The sequence below is a fragment of the Pseudomonas sp. 3MA1 genome, assembly GCF_029237275.1.
Classification (GTDB): domain Bacteria; phylum Pseudomonadota; class Gammaproteobacteria; order Pseudomonadales; family Pseudomonadaceae; genus Aquipseudomonas; species Aquipseudomonas fluorescens_AP.
The window spans coordinates 1-18,699 of sequence record NZ_JAACFX010000007.1 but is presented as its reverse complement, the minus strand read 5'-3'; the positions used below and the strand labels follow the sequence as shown (position 1 = coordinate 18,699).

Below are 18,699 nucleotides of genomic sequence, written 5' to 3'. Positions count from 1 at the left end.
TCTGTAGGCCGCCCACGGATTGCGCGCTAAGCTTCAGCGCTCTCCCTCTTGTGGCGGACCCCAGCATGTCAGAGTTGATCCTGCACCATTACCCGACTTCTCCCTTCGCGGAAAAAGCCCGCTTGCTCCTGGGTTTCAAGGGCCTGTCCTGGCGCTCCGTGAAGATCTCCCCGGTCATGCCCAAACCTGATCTCACGGCCCTGACCGGTGGCTATCGCAAGACTCCGGTGTTGCAGATCGGCGCGGATATCTATTGCGACACGGCCTTGATCGCCCGGCGCCTGGAGCAGGAAAAAGCCTCGCCGGCGCTGTTCCCCGAAGGCCAGGAAATGATCAGCGCGACTTTCGCCGCCTGGGTCGACTCGGTGGTGTTCCAGCATGCGGTGACCCTGGTGTTCCAGCCCGAATCGGCGGCCGTGCGCTTTGGCAAGCTGCCGCCGGAAGCGGTCAAGGCCTTCATGGCCGACCGCGCCGGGTTGTTCAGTGGCGGCAGCGCCAGCCGACTGCCCCTGGACGTGGCCAAGCATCAGTGGCCGACCCTCATGGCGCGTCTGGAGCAGCAGCTGCAGCGCGAGCCGGGGGACTTCCTGTTTGGCGAGCCGTCGATTGCCGATATCGCCCTGGCTCACCCGCTGTGGTTCCTCAAGGGCACGCCAGTGACTGCGCCGCTGGTGGACGAGTATCCGGCGGTATCCGCCTGGTTGGCGCGGGTACTGGGCTTTGGCCATGGCTCCTTCACCGAGATGAGCGCCGAAGAGGCGCTTGAGGTGTCGCGCAGCGCTACCCCGGCAGCCCTGCCTGATGAGCAGTTTGTCGATCCAAATGGCTTTGCGGCGGGGCAGCAAGTGCTGATCGCCGCCACCGACTACGGCGTTGATCCGGTGGCGGGCGAGTTGCTGTTCGCCGGCACTGAAGAGTTGATCCTGCGCCGTGAAGATCCACGTGCCGGTGTGGTGCACGTGCACTTCCCGCGGCTGGGTTTCCGCATCCAGGCGCAGTGATCCACACCTGTAGGCGCTGGCTTGCCAGCGAAGGCGTCCCCAAGATCGGTGCACGATCTGCCGGCCCCTTCGCCGGCAAACGCCGCGTCGGATCGCCGGTGCTTACGGTTGCAGCGCCGCCATGATCGCATCGGGATCATAGGTGCGGATCAGGGTTCCATTTACATCCAGGATCGGAATCCCGGCACCACCCAGAGCGGTGTAGGCCTTACGCGCCTCGGCATCTTTCTCGATGTCGAACTCGCGGTAGGGAATGCCCTTCTGATCGAGAAAGCGCCGGGTGGCCTTGCAGTAGCCGCACCAGTCGGTGGCGTATAGCACCACCCGAGCCTGGCTGCGGATCTCTTCGCTGACCACCGCCGAAGGGTTGAACAGGCGCTCGATCTTGCCCCAGTGCTGGTAGATCACCACCACCAGCAGGATCAGCAAGAACTTCTTCAATACCCCCTGGAGCATCAGTTGCGGCGCTTGAGCTGGTCGGTCAGCTGGGTCGGCAGGCCCTTGATGATCAGGGTCCCGGCTTCTTCGTCGTACTCGATCTTCGAACCCAGCAGGTGGGCCTCGAAGCTGATGGACAAACCTTCGGCGCGGCCGGTGAAGCGGCGGAACTGATTGAGGGTGCGTTTGTCCGCGGGGATCTCCGATGACAGGCCGTAATCCTTGTTGCGGATGTGATCGTAGAAGGCCTTGGGACGGTCTTCGTCGATCAGTTCCGAGAGCTCCTCCAGGCCCATGGGCTCGCCGAGCTTGGCCTGGCTGCTGGCGTAGTCCACCAGGGTCTTGGTCTTTTCCCTGGCCGACTCTTCCGGCAGATCCTCGCTTTCGACGAAGTCGCTGAAGGCCTTGAGCAGGGTGCGGGTTTCGCCCGGGCCGTCGACGCCTTCCTGGCAGCCGATGAAGTCGCGGAAATACTCCGAGACCTTCTTGCCGTTCTTGCCCTTGATAAAGGAGATGTACTGCTTGGACTGCTTGTTGTTCTGCCACTCGGAGATGTTGATCCGCGCCGCCAGGTGCAACTGGCCCAGGTCCAGGTGGCGCGACGGCGTCACGTCCAGCTCGTCGGTCACGGCCACGCCTTCGCTGTGGTGCAGCAGGGCGATGGCCAGGTAGTCGGTCATGCCCTGTTGGTAATGAGCAAACAGCACGTGGCCACCCACTGACAGGTTGGATTCCTCCATCAGCTTCTGCAGGTGTTCCACCGCCACCCGGCTGAACGCGGTGAAGTCCTGGCCGCCGTCCAGGTACTCCTTCAGCCAGCCGCTGAAGGGGAAAGCGCCGGACTCGGGATGGAACAGGCCCCAGGCTTTGCCCTGTTTGGCGTTATAGCTTTCATTGAGGTCGGCGAGCATGTTCTCGATGGCCGCGGACTCTGCCAGTTCGGAGTCTCGGGCATGCAGAACTGCGGGGCTGCCGTCGGGTTTTTTGTCGATCAGGTGGACGATGCAATGACGGATCGGCATGGGCTTCTCGGCTGATTGAAGGGGGAGGGCGGGCTCCCCGAAAAAGTGCCCAGTGTACCGCAGCCGAGGGTTCGGGCGCGGTTTGCCGGGCGATGAACGGCTGGTCGGTAACGCTTATGCATTTTTTTACCGATTTAGAGCAATAAAGCTGACCAAATGGCTAGGTAGAGGCGGATATTTCCCCGTCTGTGTGCTAGTTTTGCCCCGTCTTACGCGATGTCTCAGCGTTAAGCGTGCATTCAGCATTTGTCGGGTCGAACCAAACCCTGATTTCGGTATCTATAACCCCGATCTGTCGTGGTTGTAACCGGGGTGCCAGATTCACAAGATCTGGCTCGATGGCTGACACTGCACTCTGCAATCCAAATGAATTTGATAGGGAAGGAACACCACAATGGCTATTACTAAAGACCAACTGATCGCTGATATCGCTGAAGCTATCGACGCGCCGAAAACCACCGCGCGTAACGCTCTGGACCAACTGGCCCAGATCGTTGCTGATCAGTTGGAAAATGGCGGCGAAATCACTCTGCCAGGTATCGGCAAGCTGAAAGTGACCGAGCGTCCTGCCCGTACTGGCCGTAACCCATCGACTGGCGCCGCCATCGAAATCGCTGCCAAGAAAGTTATCAAGCTGGTTGTGGCTAAAGGCCTGACCGACGCTGTTAACAAGTAAGACTTGCAGTGAAACCGTGCTCAGAAGTTCTCCGGGCACGGTTTGTGTGATACCGATTCACGCAAGGTGAATCGTCTTTGAATCCCCCGCCTCTCTAGCTCTTCCTGACCCAGCGTTCCTGACTCCAGGCCTGTTGCTGTGCCTTGTCCTTGAAGGTCCAGGCGACGAAGCGGCTCTGTTTCTGTCCCTGGGACATCTCCACCACCTGGCTTTCCAGGGCACCGGCCTTTTTCAGCGCGCTTTCAATCGCCGGCAGGTTCGAAGCCTTTGACACCAGGGTGCTGAACCACAGCACTTGCTGGCCGACGCTCGCGCTCTCGCTGATCAACTGGCTGACAAAGCGAATTTCCCCACCTTCGCACCACAGTTCCCGGGCCTGGCCGCCAAAGTTCAGCACCGGCAGCTTGCGCTTGGGATCGGCCTTGCCCAGGGCTCGCCATTTGCGCTGGCTACCGCGTGTCGCTTCGTCCAGGGAGGCGTGGAAGGGTGGATTGCACATGGTCAGGTCGAAACGCTCGGTGCTTTCCAGCAGGCCGCTGAGGATCTGCTTGGGGTTGCCCTGCTGGCGCAGGCTGATGGCCTTGTTCAAGCCGTTGGCCTGGACAATGGCCTTGGCCGCGGCCAGGGCGGTGCTGTCGATGTCCGAACCGAGGAACTGCCAGCGGTAGTCGCTGTAGCCGATCAGCGGGTAGATGCAGTTGGCGCCGACCCCGACGTCCAGCACCCGTACTGCCGCGCCCCGAGGGATTTCACCCTGGTTGTGGCTGGCCAGCAGGTCGGCGAGGAAATGCACGTAGTCGGCGCGACCGGGTACGGGCGGGCACAGGAAGTCCGCCGGAATGTCCCAGTGGGCAATGCCATAGAAGGCCTTGAGCAGGGCGCGGTTGAACACTCGCACGGCCGCGGGGTCGGCGAAGTCGATGCTTTCCTTGCCGTAGGGATTGAGGATCACGAACTGCCCCAGTTCCGGGGTGCTCTTGATCAGTTGCGGGAAGTCGTAACGCCCCTGGTGACGATTGCGCGGATGCAGGCTGGCCTTTTCCCGGGGCGCGGTGATTTTTGGGGCGGCGGGCTTGGGCTTTTTGCGCGCAGGCTTGGGGGTGTTGGGGGCGGTCATGGGGGATCGATTCGGGGCTGGTTCAAAGTGGCGGGCATTGTCACACAGGAGCAGCGGTAAGTTTCAAGCGGTGAGCGACAAGTGATGCAAGCGTGCCTTCTGGCCACTTAAGACAACGCGCCAAAAAAAAGGGAGGCCTATACAGGCCTCCCTCTTTCACGCTGCGCGAATTGCCGTTACAGGCTGGAAATCCGTGCGTGCTGTTCCGCCAGCTTGCCCAGGGCCTGTTCGGCCTCGGCCAGTTTGGCGCGTTCCTTCTCGATCACTTCGGCCGGTGCCTTGTCGACGAAGGCGGCGTTGGACAGCTTGCCGCCCACGCGCTGCACTTCGCCTTGCAGGCGCTGGATTTCCTTGTCCAGACGAGCCAGTTCCGCACCCTTGTCGATCAGGCCGGCCATTGGCACCAGTACTTCCATCTCGCCCACCAGGGCGGTGGCGGACAGCGGAGCTTCGTCGCCGGCGCCGAGGACGGTGATGGATTCGAGCTTGGCCAGCTTCTTCAGCAAGGCTTCGTTCTCGGTCAGGCGACGCAGGTCTTCGGCACCGGCGTTCTTCAGGAACAGGGCCAGGGGCTTGCCCGGGCCGATGTTCATTTCCGCGCGAATGTTGCGGGTGCCGAGCATCAGGCCCTTGAGCCACTCGATGTCGTCTTCGGCGGCCTGGTCGATGCGGGCTTCGTTAGCCACAGGCCAGGGTTGCAGCATGATTGTCTTGCCTTCCGCGCCCGCCAGCGGTGCCAGGCGCTGCCAGATTTCCTCGGTGATGAACGGCATGAACGGATGCGCCAGGCGCAGGGCCACTTCCAGTACGCGCACCAGGGTGCGCCGGGTGCCGCGCTGGCGTTCAACCGGCGAGTTCTCGTCCCATAGCACCGGCTTGGACAGCTCCAGGTACCAGTCGCAGTACTGGTTCCAGATGAACTCGTACAGCGCCTGGGCGGCCAGGTCGAAACGGAACTGGTCGAGCTGGCGGGTGACTTCGGCTTCGGTGCGCTGCAGTTGCGAGATGATCCAGCGGTCCGCCAGGGACAGCTCGTAAGCCTCGCCGTTCTGGCCGCAGTCCTCGCCCTTGTCCAGTACATAGCGCGCGGCGTTCCAGATCTTGTTGCAGAAGTTGCGGTAACCCTCGACGCGGCCCATGTCGAACTTGATGTCGCGACCGGTGGTGGCCAGGGAGCAGAAGGTGAAGCGCAGGGCGTCGGTGCCGTAGCTGGCGATGCCGTCGGCGAATTCGGCGCGGGTCTGCTTCTCGATGGCTTTCTGCAGCTTGGGCTGCATCAGGCCGGTGGTGCGCTTCTGCACCAGGGTTTCCAGGTCGATGCCGTCGATGATGTCCAGCGGGTCGAGGACGTTGCCCTTGGACTTGGACATCTTCTGGCCCTGGCCGTCGCGGACCAGGCCGTGCACGTACACGGTCTTGAACGGAACCTGCGGCGTGCCGTCTTCGTTCTTCACCAGGTGCATGGTGAGCATGATCATCCGGGCGACCCAGAAGAAAATGATGTCGAAGCCGGTGACCAGCACGTCGGTGGGGTGGAAGGTCTTGAGGAACTCGGTCTGTTCCGGCCAGCCCAGGGTGGAGAAGGTCCACAGGCCCGAGCTGAACCAGGTGTCGAGCACGTCGTTGTCCTGCTGCAGGGCAACGTCCGGGCCGAGGTTGTGCTTGGCGCGCACTTCGGCTTCGTCGCGGCCGACATAGACCTTGCCCGACTCGTCGTACCAGGCCGGAATCCGGTGGCCCCACCACAGCTGGCGGCTGATGCACCAGTCCTGGATGTCGCGCATCCAGGAGAAGTACATGTTCTCGTACTGCTTGGGCACGAAGGCGATACGGCCGTCTTCAACGGCAGCAATGGCCGGCTCGGCCAGCGGCTTGGTGGAGACGTACCACTGGTCGGTGAGCCACGGCTCGATCACGGTGCCGGAGCGGTCGCCCTTCGGCACTTTCAGGGCGTGGTCGTCGACGCTGACCAGCAGGCCTGCGGCATCGAAGGCGGCGACGATCTGCTTGCGCGCTTCGAAGCGGTCCAGGCCCACGTATTCGGCCGGGATCTTGCCGTCGATGCTTTCGTTGAGGCTGCCGTCCAGGTTGAACACCTGGCAGGCCGGCAACACGGCGGCGTTCTTGTCGAAGATGTTCAGCAGCGGCAGGTTGTGGCGCTTGCCGACTTCGTAGTCGTTGAAATCGTGTGCCGGGGTGATTTTCACGCAGCCGGTGCCGAATTCGGGGTCGCAGTAGTCATCGGCGATGATCGGGATGCGACGGCCGACCAAGGGTAGTTCGACGAATTTGCCGATCAGTGCCTTGTAGCGCTCGTCTTCGGGGTTCACCGCGACGGCGGAGTCGCCGAGCATGGTTTCCGGACGGGTGGTGGCGACGATCAGGTAGTCGTTGCCTTCAGCGGTCTTGGCGCCGTCGGCCAGCGGGTACTTGAGGTTCCACAGGAAGCCTTTCTCGTCGTGGTTTTCCACTTCCAGATCGGAAATCGCTGTGTGCAGCTTGGTGTCCCAGTTGACCAGGCGCTTGCCGCGGTAGATCAGGCCGTCTTCGTGCAGGCGCACGAAGGCTTCCTTGACCGCCTCCGAGAGGCCGTCGTCCATGGTGAAGCGCTCGCGGCTCCAGTCCACGGATGAGCCCAGGCGGCGGATCTGGCGGCTGATGTTGCCCCCGGACTGATCCTTCCATTCCCAGACTTTTTCGAGGAATTTTTCCCGGCCCAGGTCGTGACGATTCTGGCCCTGGGCTTCGATCTGGCGCTCCACCAGCATCTGCGTGGCGATACCGGCGTGGTCGGTGCCCGGCTGCCACAGGGTGTTGCGACCCTGCATGCGGCGGAAGCGGATCAGGGCGTCCATGATCGCGTTGTTGAAACCGTGGCCCATGTGCAGGCTGCCGGTGACGTTCGGCGGCGGGATCATGATGGTGTAGGAGTCGCCCGCGCCTTGCGGGGCGAAGTAGTTCTCTGACTCCCAGGTCTGGTACCAGGAAGTTTCAATGGCGTGCGGCTGGTAGGTCTTATCCATGCGCGGCGGGACCCTATTGGCATTTATTCAGGAAAAGCCGGGAAGTATAGCGGAGGGCGGCGGCAGCAAGCCACCAGCGGCAAGCGACAAGATGGCCATGCCCGGCTTTTGCGTGTGGCTTATGGTTTGCCGCTGGTGGCGGCTGCGAGCAGGCGTTCCAGGCGGGCGTCGAGGCGGCGCTTGATCTCGGTTTCGATGTGCGGGGCGAAGTCGTCGATCACGTCTTGCATGATCAATTGCGCGGCGGCACGCAGCTCGGTGTCCAGGTGCAGCAGGGCGTCGGCACTGTTGCTGGCGGCGGGTTTGGCTGCCGGAGCTGGCGCAGGAGCTTTGGCCTGAGCGGGTGCTGGTGCTGGTGCGGTGACTTGAGCCGGGGTCGGCGCAGGTTGCGGTTTGGCCGGTGCGGTGGGGGCGGTGTCGGTTGCGGCTTGTTGCTGGCTGCCCACCATGTCGAACAGCAGGGGGATTTGCACTTCACTGCTCACGGTCTCGGTCAGCAGCGGGGGTTGCAGGTTGTCATCACCGAGCAGTTGCCGGATCGACTCAAGGTCATCCAGCAGATGCACGGGTTTTTGCAGCGGGTTGGGAGTGTCCATCGGGTGCTCAGAGTCGCTGTAAACGGTGATCTTGCAGAGGATAGCCCTGTTCGCGATAGAAACGGAAACTCTCGCGGGCCGCCTGACGAATAGTCGGGTCTTCCACCACCACCTCGGCAATTCGGGCAAAACGTGAGGCGAAGGCCGGTACTTTCAGGTCCAGGTTCACCAGCAGGTCGTTGTGTTGGCCGGGGTCCTGGCCCAGGCCGAGCACGATCAAGCCTTCGGGTTCGCTTTCCGCCGGGCCGTGGGGGACGAAGGTTTCGCCCTTGAAGCGCCACAGGCGGGCATCGAGCTCATCCCGCTGCGCGGCATCGCTGCAATGCAGGTAGATGCGATGGCCCATGCGCCAGGCCTTGTCGGTGAGCTTGCAGGCAAAATCCAGGCGCGCCGCAGGGTCCGCGCTGGGAAGGATATAGAAGTCGACTTTGGTCATTGGGGTTCCTGAGCCGCAGAGGTCGCCGCCTTCAGGCGGCGACCTCTTTCGGTCATGGTTTTCAGGCTTTGGCGCGGTCCAGCAGGTATTGGGTCAGCAGGGGGACGGGACGGCCGGTGGCGCCCTTGTCCTTGCCGCCGCTGGTCCAGGCGGTGCCGGCGATATCCAGGTGCGCCCAGTTCAGGTTCTTGGTAAAGCGCGAGAGGAAGCAGGCGGCGGTGATGGTGCCGGCCTTTGGTCCGCCGATGTTGGCGATGTCGGCGAACGGGCTGTCCAGTTGCTCCTGGTACTCGTCGAACAGCGGCAGTTGCCAGGCACGGTCGTCGGCTTGCCGGCCGGCGCTGAGCAGTTGCTCGATCAGTTCGTCGTTGTTGCCCAGCAGGCCCGAAGTATGGGCGCCCAGGGCGACGATGCAGGCACCGGTGAGGGTGGCGATGTCGATCACCGCTTGAGGCTTGAAGCGTTCGGAGTAGGTCAGGGCGTCACACAGCACCAGGCGGCCTTCGGCGTCGGTGTTGAGGATTTCCACGGTCTGGCCGCTCATGGTGGTGACGATGTCGCCAGGACGGGAAGCACCGCCGCTGGGCATGTTCTCGGCGCAGGCGAGGATGCACACCAGGTTGATCGGCAGCTTGAGCTCGAGCACGGCACGCAGGGTGCCGAACACGCTGGCGGCGCCGCCCATGTCGTACTTCATCTCGTCCATGCCGGCGCCCGGCTTGAGGCTGATGCCACCGGTATCGAAGGTGATGCCCTTGCCCACCAGGGCGAACGGCTTCTCGGACTTCTTGCCGCCGTTGTACTGCATGACGATCAGGCGTGGCGGCTGGTCGCTGCCCTGGCCCACGGCATAGAACGAGCCCATGCCCAGTTCCTTGATCTTCTTCTCGTCGAGGACTTCGACTTTCAGGCCCTTGAACTCCTTGCCCAGGGCCTTGGCCTGCTCGCCGAGGAAGGTCGGGTGGCAGACGTTCGGCGGCAGGTTGCCCAGGTCGCGAGTGAAGGCCATGCCGTTGGCGATGGCCTGGGCGTGGGTCACGCCGCGCTGGACTTCGGCTTCGGCGGCCTTGATGGTCAGCAGGGTGATTTTTTTCAGGGCGCGGGGTTCGGCTTTCTGGCTCTTGTAGCGATCGAAGACATAACCGCCATCCACCAGGGTTTCCGCCAGCAAGCGGGTCTTGCCGTAGCTGTCGCGGCCCTTGACCACGACTTCGTCCAGCGCCAGCACGGCGTCGCTGCCGCCCAGGCCCTTGAGGGTGGTGAGCACGCCACTGATGATCTTGCGGAACGGGCGGTCGCCCAGTTCGCCATCCTTGCCGGTGCCGACCAGCAGCACGCGCTCGGCCTTGAGCTTGGCCACGCCGTGCAGCAGCAGGCTCTGGCCGACCTTGCCGGTCAGGTCGCCGCGCTTGAGCACGGCGCTGATGGCGCCGCCGCTGAGGTCGTCGAGTTGCTTGGCGACGCTGCCGAGCTTGCGGTCTTCGCCGATGGCGACCACCAGGGTGGCGGTCTTCAACGTTTCCGGGCTAACGCTTTTTACAACCAGTTCCATGTCCGGGTCCCTGAATGAATGGTCTGAGAGCGCAGGAAAGACTCCGGCGCGGGGCTTGTCTATATAGAAGAAGGCGTCGCCTGCCGGCGACGACAAAGCTGCCAGTTTGAACCTCGCCGGTCGCGGCTGACAACCCTCGTATCGGCCAAGTTCGCCGCTTTAGAGCGCCGGGAGAGCATCCTCCGTGACAGGCGCGCGCAATCACAGGATAATGCGCCATCTTTTTCGGCTGCCCTGCATTCTGGGGCCGCTCGATACGTTTGCTTGTTCGGCCGCCTTAGCCTGACAACCCTGGAGTGTCTGGTTTGATCGTCTTTCGTTATCTATCCCGCGAAATCCTGCTGACCCTGAGTGCCGTGAGTGCGGTGCTGCTGGTCATCATCATGAGCGGGCGCTTCGTCAAGTTCCTCGCGCAAGCCGCCTCGGGCGCCCTGGATCCGGGCTCGCTGTTCCTGATCATGGGCTTTCGTCTGCCGGGCTTCCTGCAACTGATCCTGCCTCTGGGGCTGTTCCTCGGCATTCTTCTGGCTTATGGCCGGCTTTATCTCGAAAGCGAGATGACCGTGTTGTCCGCGACCGGCATGAGCCAGCAGCGCCTGCTGGGCATGACCATGATTCCGGCCGCCCTGGTGGCACTGGTGGTGGCGTGGCTGAGCCTGAGCCTGGCGCCGCAGGGGGCCAACCAGTTCCAGTTGCTGCTGAACAAGCAGGATGCCCTGACCGAGTTCGACACCCTGGTGGCCGGGCGCTTTCAGGCGCTCAACGACGGCAGCCGGGTGACTTATACCGAGCAGTTGTCGGAAGACCGGACCAATCTTTCCGGGGTGTTCATCTCCGAAAAACGCCTGAATCAGGAAAAGAAGGACCAGGGCATCTCGGTGCTGGTGGCCGAGAAGGGCCATCAGGACATCCGCCCCGACGGCAATCGTTACCTGATCCTGGAAAACGGCTACCGCTATGACGGCAACCCGGGCGAGGCCAACTACCGGGTGATCAAGTACGACACCTACGGCGTGCTGCTGGAGCGTCCGGATGTCAGCGACGAGGTCACCGATCGCGATGCCATGCCCACTGCCGACCTGATCGGCAAGGATGACCTGCGGGCCCGTGCCGAGCTGCAATGGCGCCTGTCCCTGCCGTTGCTGGTATTTATCGTGACCCTGATGGCGGTGCCGCTGTCCCGGGTCAATCCGCGCCAGGGCCGCTTCCTCAAGCTGATCCCGGCCATTCTGCTGTACATGGCGTACCTGACCATCCTGATCGCGGTGCGCGGTGCCCTGGAGAAAGGCAAGATCTCGCCCGCCCTGGGGTTGTGGTGGGTGCACCTGCTGTTCCTGGCCATTGGCCTGGGCTTGATGTACTGGGAACCGATGCGGTTGAAAATGGCGAGTCGTCGCAGCATGAAGGAGATGGCTCGTGGTTAAGCTCGATCGCTACATCGGTAGCAGTGTGTTCATGGCCATTCTCGCGGTCCTGGGGATCATCCTCGGGCTGGCCTCGCTGTTTGCCTTCATCGATGAGATGGGCAGCGTCAGCGATACCTACACCGTGATGGACGTGATGAGCTACGTCGTCCTTACCGCGCCGCGCCGGGTGTACGAGATGCTGCCGATGGCGGCTCTGATCGGCTGCCTGATCGGCCTGGGCTCCTTGGCCAGCAACAGTGAGCTGACCATCATGCGTGCCGCCGGCGTTTCCGTCGGGCGTATCGTCTGGGCGGTGATGAAACCGATGCTGGTGCTGATGCTGGTGGGTGTACTGGTGGGCGAGTACGTGGCGCCGGCCACCGAGACCCAGGCCCAGGCCAGCCGTGCCCTGGCTCAGGGTTCCGGCGATGCCCAGAGCTCCAAGCACGGCCTGTGGCACCGTCAGGGCGAGGAGTTCATCCACATCAACGCCGTGCAGCCCAATGGCTTGCTGTATGGCGTGACGCGTTACCACTTCGATGACAATCACCACATGCTGTCGTCGAGCTTCGCTCGTCAGGCGCGTTTTCACGAAACCTACTGGCAGTTGACGGATGTCACTACCACCTATTTCCGTGAGGGTCACACCGAAGTCATCAGCGTGCCCGACGAGCGCTGGGACGTGGCCTTGAGCCCGCAACTGCTGAGCACCGTGGTGATGGCGCCGGAGTCCCTGTCGATCAGTGGTCTGTGGGGCTACATCCATTACCTGGCGGATCAGGGGCTGAACAACGGTCGCTACTGGCTGGCGTTCTGGGTCAAGGTCCTGCAGCCCCTGGTGACGGCGGCCCTGGTATTGATGGCGATTTCCTTCATCTTCGGCCCGCTGCGTTCGGTGACCCTGGGTCAGCGCGTGTTCACCGGTGTGCTGGTGGGGTTCACTTTCCGCATCGCCCAGGATCTGCTGGGGCCTTCGAGCCTGGTTTTCGGCTTCTCGCCGCTGTTCGCGGTGCTGGTGCCGGCGGGTATCTGCGCCATTGCAGGCTTCTGGCTGCTGCGCCGGGCCGGTTGATTTCGCGGTCCTGCCAGGTTTCAAGCGCAACGCCCCGGTCTCTGGATCGGGGCGTTTTTGCATTTGACAAACGCTGACAGGCGAGCGTGACGCTCGTGCCGAGTATCAGGTACAATTCCCGGCTATTTTTCGGCGGGCCATGCCTGCAGCCTTTTTGAGTGTTCATCCGTGAGTGATTTGAGTCATATCCGCAATTTCTCCATCATCGCCCACATTGACCATGGCAAGTCGACTCTGGCCGATCGCTTCATCCAGATGTGCGGCGGCCTGGCCGAGCGCGAAATGGAAGCCCAGGTTCTGGACTCCATGGACCTTGAGCGTGAACGCGGGATCACCATCAAGGCCCACAGCGTCACCCTCTATTACAAAGCCCGCGACGGCATTACCTACCAGCTGAACTTCATCGATACCCCGGGCCACGTGGACTTCACCTATGAAGTCAGTCGCTCCCTGGCGGCCTGTGAAGGTGCATTGCTGGTGGTGGATGCCGGCCAGGGCGTTGAAGCCCAGTCGGTAGCCAACTGCTACACCGCCATCGAGCAGGGCCTGGAAGTGATGCCGGTGCTGAACAAGATCGACCTGCCACAGGCCGATCCGGAGCGGGTCAAGGAAGAGATCGAGAAGATCATCGGCATCGATGCCACTGACGCCGTGACCTGCAGCGCCAAGACCGGCCTGGGCGTGGACGAGGTGCTCGAGCGCCTGGTGACCACCATTCCGGCGCCGACCGGCAATATCGAAGACCCGCTGCAAGCGCTGATCATCGACTCCTGGTTCGACAACTACCTGGGCGTCGTGTCCCTGGTGCGTGTGCGTCACGGCCGGGTGAAGAAAGGCGACAAGATCCTGGTGAAATCCACCGGCAAGATCCACCTGGTGGACAGCGTCGGTGTATTCAACCCGAAACACACCGCCACCGCCGACCTCAAGGCCGGTGAAGTGGGCTTCATCATCGCGGGCATCAAGGACATTCACGGCGCGCCGGTGGGCGACACCCTGACCCTGAGCTCGACCCCGGACGTGGAAGTGCTGCCAGGCTTCAAGCGCATCCAGCCGCAGGTCTATGCCGGCCTGTTCCCGGTCAGTTCCGATGACTTCGAGGATTTCCGCGAAGCCTTGCAGAAGCTGACCCTCAACGACTCGTCGCTGCAGTACACCCCGGAAAGCTCCGATGCCCTGGGCTTCGGCTTCCGTTGCGGGTTCCTCGGCATGCTGCACATGGAGATCATCCAGGAGCGCCTGGAGCGCGAATACGACCTGGACCTGATCACCACCGCGCCGACGGTGATCTTCGAGCTGCTGCTCAAGACCGGTGAAACCATCTACGTCGACAACCCGTCCAAGCTTCCGGACCTGTCGTCCATCGAAGACATGCGCGAGCCGATCGTGCGGGCCAATATCCTTGTGCCGCAAGAGCACCTGGGCAACGTCATAACCCTGTGCATCGAGAAACGCGGTGTGCAGCATGACATGCTGTTCCTGGGTAGCCAGGTCCAGGTGACCTACGATCTGCCGATGAACGAAGTGGTACTGGATTTCTTCGATCGCCTGAAGTCCACCAGCCGCGGCTACGCCTCGCTGGATTACCACTTCGATCGCTACCAGTCAGCTAATCTGGTCAAGCTGGATGTATTGATCAACGGCGACAAGGTCGATGCCCTGGCATTGATCGTGCACCGTGACAACGCCCACTACAAAGGGCGTGCGTTGACCGAGAAGATGAAAGATCTGATTCCTCGGCAGATGTTTGACGTGGCAATCCAGGCCGCCATCGGCGGGCAGATTGTGGCGCGGACAACCGTCAAGGCCCTCAGAAAGAACGTACTGGCCAAATGCTACGGCGGCGACGTCAGCCGTAAGCGCAAGCTGTTGGAAAAGCAGAAGGCCGGTAAGAAACGCATGAAGCAAGTGGGCAACGTGGAAATTCCACAAGAAGCCTTCCTTGCCGTGCTCAGGTTGGATAGTTAGGTCCTATGTCACTAAATTTCCCGCTGTTGCTGGTCATCGCTGTCTTCGTATGCGGTTTCTTGGCGTTGCTCGACCTGGTGTTTCTCGCACCGCGTCGACGCGCGGCCATCGCCAACTATCAGGGCAGCGTCAGCCAGCCGGATGGGCTGGTGGTCGAGAAGCTGAACAAGGAACCGCTGCTGGTTGAATACGGCAAGTCGTTCTTTCCGGTGCTGTTTATCGTCCTGGTGCTGCGTTCGTTCCTGGTGGAACCGTTCCAGATTCCATCGGGCTCGATGAAACCGACCCTGGATGTCGGTGACTTCATCCTGGTGAACAAGTTTTCCTACGGGATCCGCTTGCCGGTGATCGACAAGAAGGTCATCGAAGTCGGTGATCCGCAGCGCGGCGACGTGATGGTGTTCCGCTACCCGAGCGACCCCAACGTCAACTACATCAAGCGTGTAGTGGGCCTGCCAGGGGACGAAGTGCGCTACACCAGCGACAAGCATCTGTTCGTCAACGGTCAGCCGGTGGCCGAGCAGTTGGTTGGCGCCGAGCCTGGCACCCTGGGCAGCGCTGAGCTGTACAAGGAGAAACTCGGTGCCGCCGAGCACTTGATCCGCAAGGAAATGAGCCGCTATCGGGCCACTCCTGACGGTCGTTGGGTGGTGCCCGCCGGGCACTACTTCATGATGGGCGACAACCGCGACAACTCCAACGACAGTCGCTACTGGGACGATCCAAGTATTCCCAAAGACCTGCTGGGCATGGTTCCCGACAAGAATATCGTCGGCAAGGCCTTCGCAGTCTGGATGAGCTGGCCCGAACCGAAACTCAGCCACCTGCCGAATTTCTCGCGGGTTGGCCTGATCAAGTAATCACACACGGCGCTGTTGAACACAGCGCCGAATGCTTTTCTGGCTCTTGTATAAAACGGCGCGCCTTCGGGCCATCCGTAACAGCCTTAAAGCCAGAAGCATGCAGTCAACGATATTCAGGATGTGGATTTGAACACAGCGTTAATTGCCACCCGCACTTCGTGCGCGGCCCCTAGGATGGCGAGTTTCGGCAACGAAATCAGTGTGGGTAAACCGTGAGCGTTTCTTTGAGCCGTCTCGAGCGTCAGCTCGGCTATTCCTTCAAGGACCAGGAGCTGATGCTCCTGGCCCTCACTCACCGCAGCTTTGCCGGACGCAACAACGAGCGCCTGGAGTTTCTCGGTGACGCCATCCTCAACTTCGTGGCCGGCGAGGCGTTGTTCGAGCGCTTCCCCCAGGCTCGCGAAGGCCAGCTGTCGCGTTTGCGCGCGCGCCTGGTGAAAGGTGAAACACTGGCGGTGCTGGCCCGCGGTTTCGACCTGGGCGAATACCTGCGCCTGGGCTCCGGCGAATTGAAGAGCGGCGGTTTCCGTCGTGAGTCGATCCTGGCCGATGCCCTGGAAGCCCTGATTGGTGCGATCTACCTGGACGCCGGCATGGAAACCGCCCGCGACCGCGTACTGTCCTGGCTGGCCTCGGAGTTCGAGAGCCTGACCCTGGTGGACACCAACAAGGACCCCAAGACCCGGCTGCAGGAGTTCCTCCAGTCCCGTGCCTGCGAACTGCCGCGCTATGAAGTGGTGGATATCCAGGGCGAGCCGCACTGCCGGACATTCTTCGTTGAATGTGAAGTCACCTTATTGAATGAAAAAAGCCGAGGTCAGGGTGTGAGCCGTCGCATTGCCGAACAGGTAGCGGCCGCCGCAGCACTGATTGCCCTGGGCGTGGAGAATGGCCATGACTGATTCAACCGCAACACGCTGTGGCTATGTCGCCATCGTCGGCCGCCCCAACGTGGGCAAGTCGACCCTGCTCAACCACATCCTCGGCCAGAAGCTGGCGATCACCTCGCGCAAGCCCCAGACCACTCGCCACAACATGCTCGGGATCAAGACCGAAGGCGCCATCCAGGCGATCTACGTCGACACCCCCGGCATGCACAAGAGCAACGAGAAGGCGCTGAACCGCTACATGAACAAGACCGCCTCGGCGGCCTTGAAAGACGTCGACGTGGTGATCTTCGTGGTTGACCGCACCAAGTGGACCGACGAGGACCAACTGGTGCTGGAGCGCGTGCAGTACGTGCAAGGCCCGGTGATCCTGGCGATCAACAAGACCGATCGCATCGAGGACAAGGCCGAGCTGATGCCGCACCTGGCCTGGCTGCAGGAGCAACTGCCGAACGCCGAGATCGTGCCGGTTTCCGCCCAGCAGGGGCATAACCTCGAAGCCCTGGAAGGCCTGATCGCCAAGCACCTGCCGGAGAACGACCACTTCTTTCCGGAAGACCAGATCACCGACCGCAGCTCCCGCTTCCTGGCCGCCGAACTGGTGCGCGAGAAGATCATGCGCCAGCTGGGTGCCGAGCTGCCGTACCAGATCACCGTGGAAATCGAAGAGTTCAAGCAGCAGGGCAAGACCCTGCATATTCACGCCTTGATCCTGGTTGAGCGCGACGGTCAGAAGAAAATCATCATTGGCGACAAGGGTGAGCGGATCAAGCGCATCGGCATGGAAGCGCGCAAGGACATGGAGCTGCTGTTCGACTCCAAGGTCATGCTCAACCTCTGGGTCAAGGTCAAGGGCGGCTGGTCCGACGACGAGCGCGCCTTGCGCTCGCTGGGCTACGGCGACCTCTGATGCCCTGCGCCGGCCAGCCGGCTCCTACACCTTCGCGTAGGAGTCGGCTGGCCGACGACCAGCTGCAACCCCTTCTTCGGACCCGGTTCCCTCTCTGCCCCTGAGATCCCTCGCAACCATGTCCAGCAACGCCCCAGTCGGCCAACTCGCCTACGTCCTGCACAGCCGCGCCTACCGCGAGAGTAGTGCCTTGGTGGATTTCCTAACCCCTCAAGGTCGCCTGCGTGCTGTATTGCGCAACGCCCGGGGCAAGGCCGGCACCCTGGCGCGACCCTTCGTGCCTCTGGAAGTCGAGTTTCGCGGCCGTGGTGAGCTGAAGAATGTCGGGCGCATGGAAAGTGCCGGAATCGCCTCCTGGCTCAATGGCGAAGCCTTGTTCAGCGGCCTGTACCTGAACGAGCTGCTGATCCGCCTGCTGCCGGCGGAAGATCCCCATCCGGCGGTATTCGACCACTACGCCGCCACCTTGCTGGCCCTGGCCGAAGGCCGGCCCCTGGAGCCTTTGCTGCGGGCCTTCGAATGGCGCCTGTTGGACGACCTGGGCTATGGCTTTGCCCTGGACAGCGACATCCATGGCGCGCCCATCGCTGCCGATGGGCTGTATCGCCTGCAGGTGGATGCCGGACTGGAACAGGTCTTCCTGCTGCAACCGGGCCTGTTCAATGGCACCGAGCTGCTGGCCATGGCCGAGGCCGATTGGAGTGCCCCCGGTGCCTTGTCGGCGGCCAAGCGCCTGATGCGCCAGGCCCTGGCCGTGCACCTGGGCGGTCGGCCCCTGGTCAGTCGCGAGCTGTTTCGCAAACCCTAGGCCTGCCGGTCGCTCATCCGCTGGCGGCGGCCGGCCACTTGCCGCGCTCGTTCTGCGTTCGTGCAAATGGCAACAGACCCTGTTCTCCCCGTATGCTGTGCGCCGAATTTACATTTATCCAGGAGCGCTTCCGTGACCACCAGCAATCGCATTCTTCTCGGCGTGAACATCGATCACGTTGCCACCCTGCGTCAGGCCCGCGGCACTCGTTACCCTGACCCGGTCAAGGCCGCTCTGGATGCGGAAGAGGCGGGTGCCGACGGCATCACCGTGCACCTGCGCGAAGACCGCCGGCATATCCAGGAGCGCGACGTGCTGCTGCTCAAGGACGTGCTGCAGACCCGCATGAACTTCGAGATGGGCGTCACCGAAGAGATGATGGCCTTTGCCGAGCGCATCCGCCCGGCGCACATCTGCCTGGTGCCGGAAACCCGTCAGGAGCTGACCACCGAGGGCGGACTTGACGTGGCCGGACAGGAAGCACGGATCAAGGCAGCGGTGGAGCGTTTGTCGAAAATCGGTGCCGAAGTGTCGCTGTTCATCGACGCCGACGAGCGTCAGATCGAGGCCTCCCAGCGCGTCGGCGCACCGGCCATCGAGTTGCACACCGGTCGCTATGCCGATGCCCAGACGCCGAGTGAAGTGGCCGATGAGCTGCAGCGCATCGTCGACGGGGTTGCCGTGGGCCTGGCCCAGGGGTTGATCGTCAATGCCGGCCACGGGCTGCACTATCACAACGTCGAAGCGGTGGCGGCGATCAAGGGCATCAATGAGCTGAACATCGGCCATGCCCTGGTGGCGCATGCGCTGTTCGTCGGTTTCAAGGGCGCGGTGGCCGAGATGAAGGCGCTGATCCTGGCGGCTGCGGCCAAGGCCTGAATGGTCTTCGCCGGCCAGCCGGCTCCTACGCAGTCTCTGTAGGAG

At 62.3% G+C, this 18,699-nt stretch carries 17 protein-coding genes; 10 read left to right on the top strand and 7 right to left on the bottom strand.

Annotation, left to right across the window (positions count from 1 at the left end):
- The first annotated feature begins 65 nt into the window (after positions 1 to 65).
- Entirely contained in the window at positions 66 to 1,001 is a 936-nt protein-coding gene (locus tag GWQ44_RS19000; protein WP_016965190.1) for a glutathione S-transferase family protein, read from the top strand.
- Positions 1,002 to 1,103: 102 nt separating this feature from the next.
- On the opposite strand, the gene GWQ44_RS18995 is transcribed toward GWQ44_RS19000, so the two are convergent.
- Both GWQ44_RS18995 and yejK read right to left on the bottom strand, forming a co-directional pair.
- Positions 1,104 to 1,457: a glutaredoxin family protein gene (locus tag GWQ44_RS18995; protein ID WP_253127237.1), complete on the bottom strand. Its 354-nt coding sequence runs from the start codon at positions 1,455 to 1,457 to the stop codon at positions 1,104 to 1,106.
- Positions 1,457 to 2,461, bottom strand: a complete 1,005-nt coding sequence (gene yejK, locus GWQ44_RS18990; protein ID WP_275928043.1) for a nucleoid-associated protein YejK — start codon at positions 2,459 to 2,461, stop codon at positions 1,457 to 1,459. Before yejK ends, GWQ44_RS18995 begins: the two co-directional genes overlap by 1 nt.
- A gap of 394 nt (positions 2,462 to 2,855) precedes the next feature.
- On the opposite strand from yejK, the gene GWQ44_RS18985 reads away from it, so the two are divergent.
- Positions 2,856 to 3,137, top strand: a complete 282-nt coding sequence (locus GWQ44_RS18985) for an HU family DNA-binding protein (protein ID WP_003440137.1) — start codon at positions 2,856 to 2,858, stop codon at positions 3,135 to 3,137.
- A 94-nt stretch (positions 3,138 to 3,231) separates the two neighbouring features.
- Here the strand turns inward: GWQ44_RS18985 and rlmF are convergent, their stop codons facing one another.
- The 5 genes from rlmF to GWQ44_RS18960 all read right to left on the bottom strand — a co-directional run bounded on the left by rlmF (position 3,232) and on the right by GWQ44_RS18960 (position 9,861).
- A complete protein-coding gene (gene rlmF, locus GWQ44_RS18980) occupies positions 3,232 to 4,254 on the bottom strand; it encodes a 23S rRNA (adenine(1618)-N(6))-methyltransferase RlmF (RefSeq protein ID WP_047301915.1) in 1,023 nt (340 codons plus the stop codon).
- A gap of 176 nt (positions 4,255 to 4,430) precedes the next feature.
- Positions 4,431 to 7,277, bottom strand: a complete 2,847-nt coding sequence (locus GWQ44_RS18975; RefSeq protein ID WP_047301916.1) for a valine--tRNA ligase — start codon at positions 7,275 to 7,277, stop codon at positions 4,431 to 4,433.
- Between the two features lie 119 nt (positions 7,278 to 7,396).
- A complete protein-coding gene (locus GWQ44_RS18970; protein ID WP_275928042.1) occupies positions 7,397 to 7,873 on the bottom strand; it encodes a DNA polymerase III subunit chi in 477 nt (158 codons plus the stop codon).
- A 7-nt stretch (positions 7,874 to 7,880) separates the two neighbouring features.
- On the bottom strand, positions 7,881 to 8,309 hold the full coding sequence (locus tag GWQ44_RS18965) for a DNA polymerase III subunit chi (RefSeq protein ID WP_047301921.1): 429 nt from the start codon (positions 8,307 to 8,309) through the stop codon (positions 7,881 to 7,883).
- Between the two features lie 61 nt (positions 8,310 to 8,370).
- Entirely contained in the window at positions 8,371 to 9,861 is a 1,491-nt protein-coding gene (locus GWQ44_RS18960) for a leucyl aminopeptidase (RefSeq protein ID WP_275928041.1), read from the bottom strand.
- Positions 9,862 to 10,166: 305 nt separating this feature from the next.
- Between GWQ44_RS18960 and lptF the strand changes: the two genes are divergently transcribed.
- The 8 genes from lptF to pdxJ all read left to right on the top strand — a co-directional run bounded on the left by lptF (position 10,167) and on the right by pdxJ (position 18,654).
- Positions 10,167 to 11,285: an LPS export ABC transporter permease LptF gene (gene lptF / locus GWQ44_RS18955; RefSeq protein ID WP_016967820.1), complete on the top strand. Its 1,119-nt coding sequence runs from the start codon at positions 10,167 to 10,169 to the stop codon at positions 11,283 to 11,285.
- Positions 11,278 to 12,339, top strand: a complete 1,062-nt coding sequence (gene lptG / locus GWQ44_RS18950) for an LPS export ABC transporter permease LptG (RefSeq protein ID WP_016967821.1) — start codon at positions 11,278 to 11,280, stop codon at positions 12,337 to 12,339. The genes lptF and lptG overlap by 8 nt, the downstream gene beginning before the upstream one ends.
- Positions 12,340 to 12,507: 168 nt before the next feature.
- On the top strand, positions 12,508 to 14,307 hold the full coding sequence (lepA, locus tag GWQ44_RS18945; RefSeq protein ID WP_047301924.1) for a translation elongation factor 4: 1,800 nt from the start codon (positions 12,508 to 12,510) through the stop codon (positions 14,305 to 14,307).
- A gap of 5 nt (positions 14,308 to 14,312) precedes the next feature.
- Positions 14,313 to 15,167: a signal peptidase I gene (lepB, locus tag GWQ44_RS18940; RefSeq protein WP_016967828.1), complete on the top strand. Its 855-nt coding sequence runs from the start codon at positions 14,313 to 14,315 to the stop codon at positions 15,165 to 15,167.
- Between the two features lie 215 nt (positions 15,168 to 15,382).
- On the top strand, positions 15,383 to 16,072 hold the full coding sequence (gene rnc, locus GWQ44_RS18935) for a ribonuclease III (RefSeq protein WP_011059421.1): 690 nt from the start codon (positions 15,383 to 15,385) through the stop codon (positions 16,070 to 16,072).
- Positions 16,065 to 16,967: a GTPase Era gene (era, locus tag GWQ44_RS18930; protein WP_016967829.1), complete on the top strand. Its 903-nt coding sequence runs from the start codon at positions 16,065 to 16,067 to the stop codon at positions 16,965 to 16,967. The genes rnc and era overlap by 8 nt, the downstream gene beginning before the upstream one ends.
- A 118-nt stretch (positions 16,968 to 17,085) precedes the next feature.
- Positions 17,086 to 17,775, top strand: a complete 690-nt coding sequence (gene recO, locus GWQ44_RS18925; RefSeq protein ID WP_047301927.1) for a DNA repair protein RecO — start codon at positions 17,086 to 17,088, stop codon at positions 17,773 to 17,775.
- Between the two features lie 132 nt (positions 17,776 to 17,907).
- A complete protein-coding gene (pdxJ, locus tag GWQ44_RS18920) occupies positions 17,908 to 18,654 on the top strand; it encodes a pyridoxine 5'-phosphate synthase (protein ID WP_275928040.1) in 747 nt (248 codons plus the stop codon).
- Positions 18,655 to 18,699: the final 45 nt, after the last annotated feature.

Excerpts from the sequence above, each read along its gene's own strand:
- GWQ44_RS19000 (WP_016965190.1), top strand. The coding sequence starts at position 66 with ATGTCAGAGTTGATCCTGCACCATTACCCGACTTCTCCCTTCGCGGAA.
- GWQ44_RS18995 (WP_253127237.1), bottom strand. The coding sequence starts at position 1,457 with ATGCTCCAGGGGGTATTGAAGAAGTTCTTGCTGATCCTGCTGGTGGTG.
- yejK (WP_275928043.1), bottom strand. The coding sequence starts at position 2,461 with ATGCCGATCCGTCATTGCATCGTCCACCTGATCGACAAAAAACCCGAC.
- GWQ44_RS18985 (WP_003440137.1), top strand. The coding sequence starts at position 2,856 with ATGGCTATTACTAAAGACCAACTGATCGCTGATATCGCTGAAGCTATC.
- rlmF (WP_047301915.1), bottom strand. The coding sequence starts at position 4,254 with ATGACCGCCCCCAACACCCCCAAGCCTGCGCGCAAAAAGCCCAAGCCC.
- GWQ44_RS18975 (WP_047301916.1), bottom strand. The coding sequence starts at position 7,277 with ATGGATAAGACCTACCAGCCGCACGCCATTGAAACTTCCTGGTACCAG.
- GWQ44_RS18970 (WP_275928042.1), bottom strand. The coding sequence starts at position 7,873 with ATGGACACTCCCAACCCGCTGCAAAAACCCGTGCATCTGCTGGATGAC.
- GWQ44_RS18965 (WP_047301921.1), bottom strand. The coding sequence starts at position 8,309 with ATGACCAAAGTCGACTTCTATATCCTTCCCAGCGCGGACCCTGCGGCG.
- GWQ44_RS18960 (WP_275928041.1), bottom strand. The coding sequence starts at position 9,861 with ATGGAACTGGTTGTAAAAAGCGTTAGCCCGGAAACGTTGAAGACCGCC.
- lepB (WP_016967828.1), top strand. The coding sequence starts at position 14,313 with ATGTCACTAAATTTCCCGCTGTTGCTGGTCATCGCTGTCTTCGTATGC.
- era (WP_016967829.1), top strand. The coding sequence starts at position 16,065 with ATGACTGATTCAACCGCAACACGCTGTGGCTATGTCGCCATCGTCGGC.
- recO (WP_047301927.1), top strand. The coding sequence starts at position 17,086 with ATGTCCAGCAACGCCCCAGTCGGCCAACTCGCCTACGTCCTGCACAGC.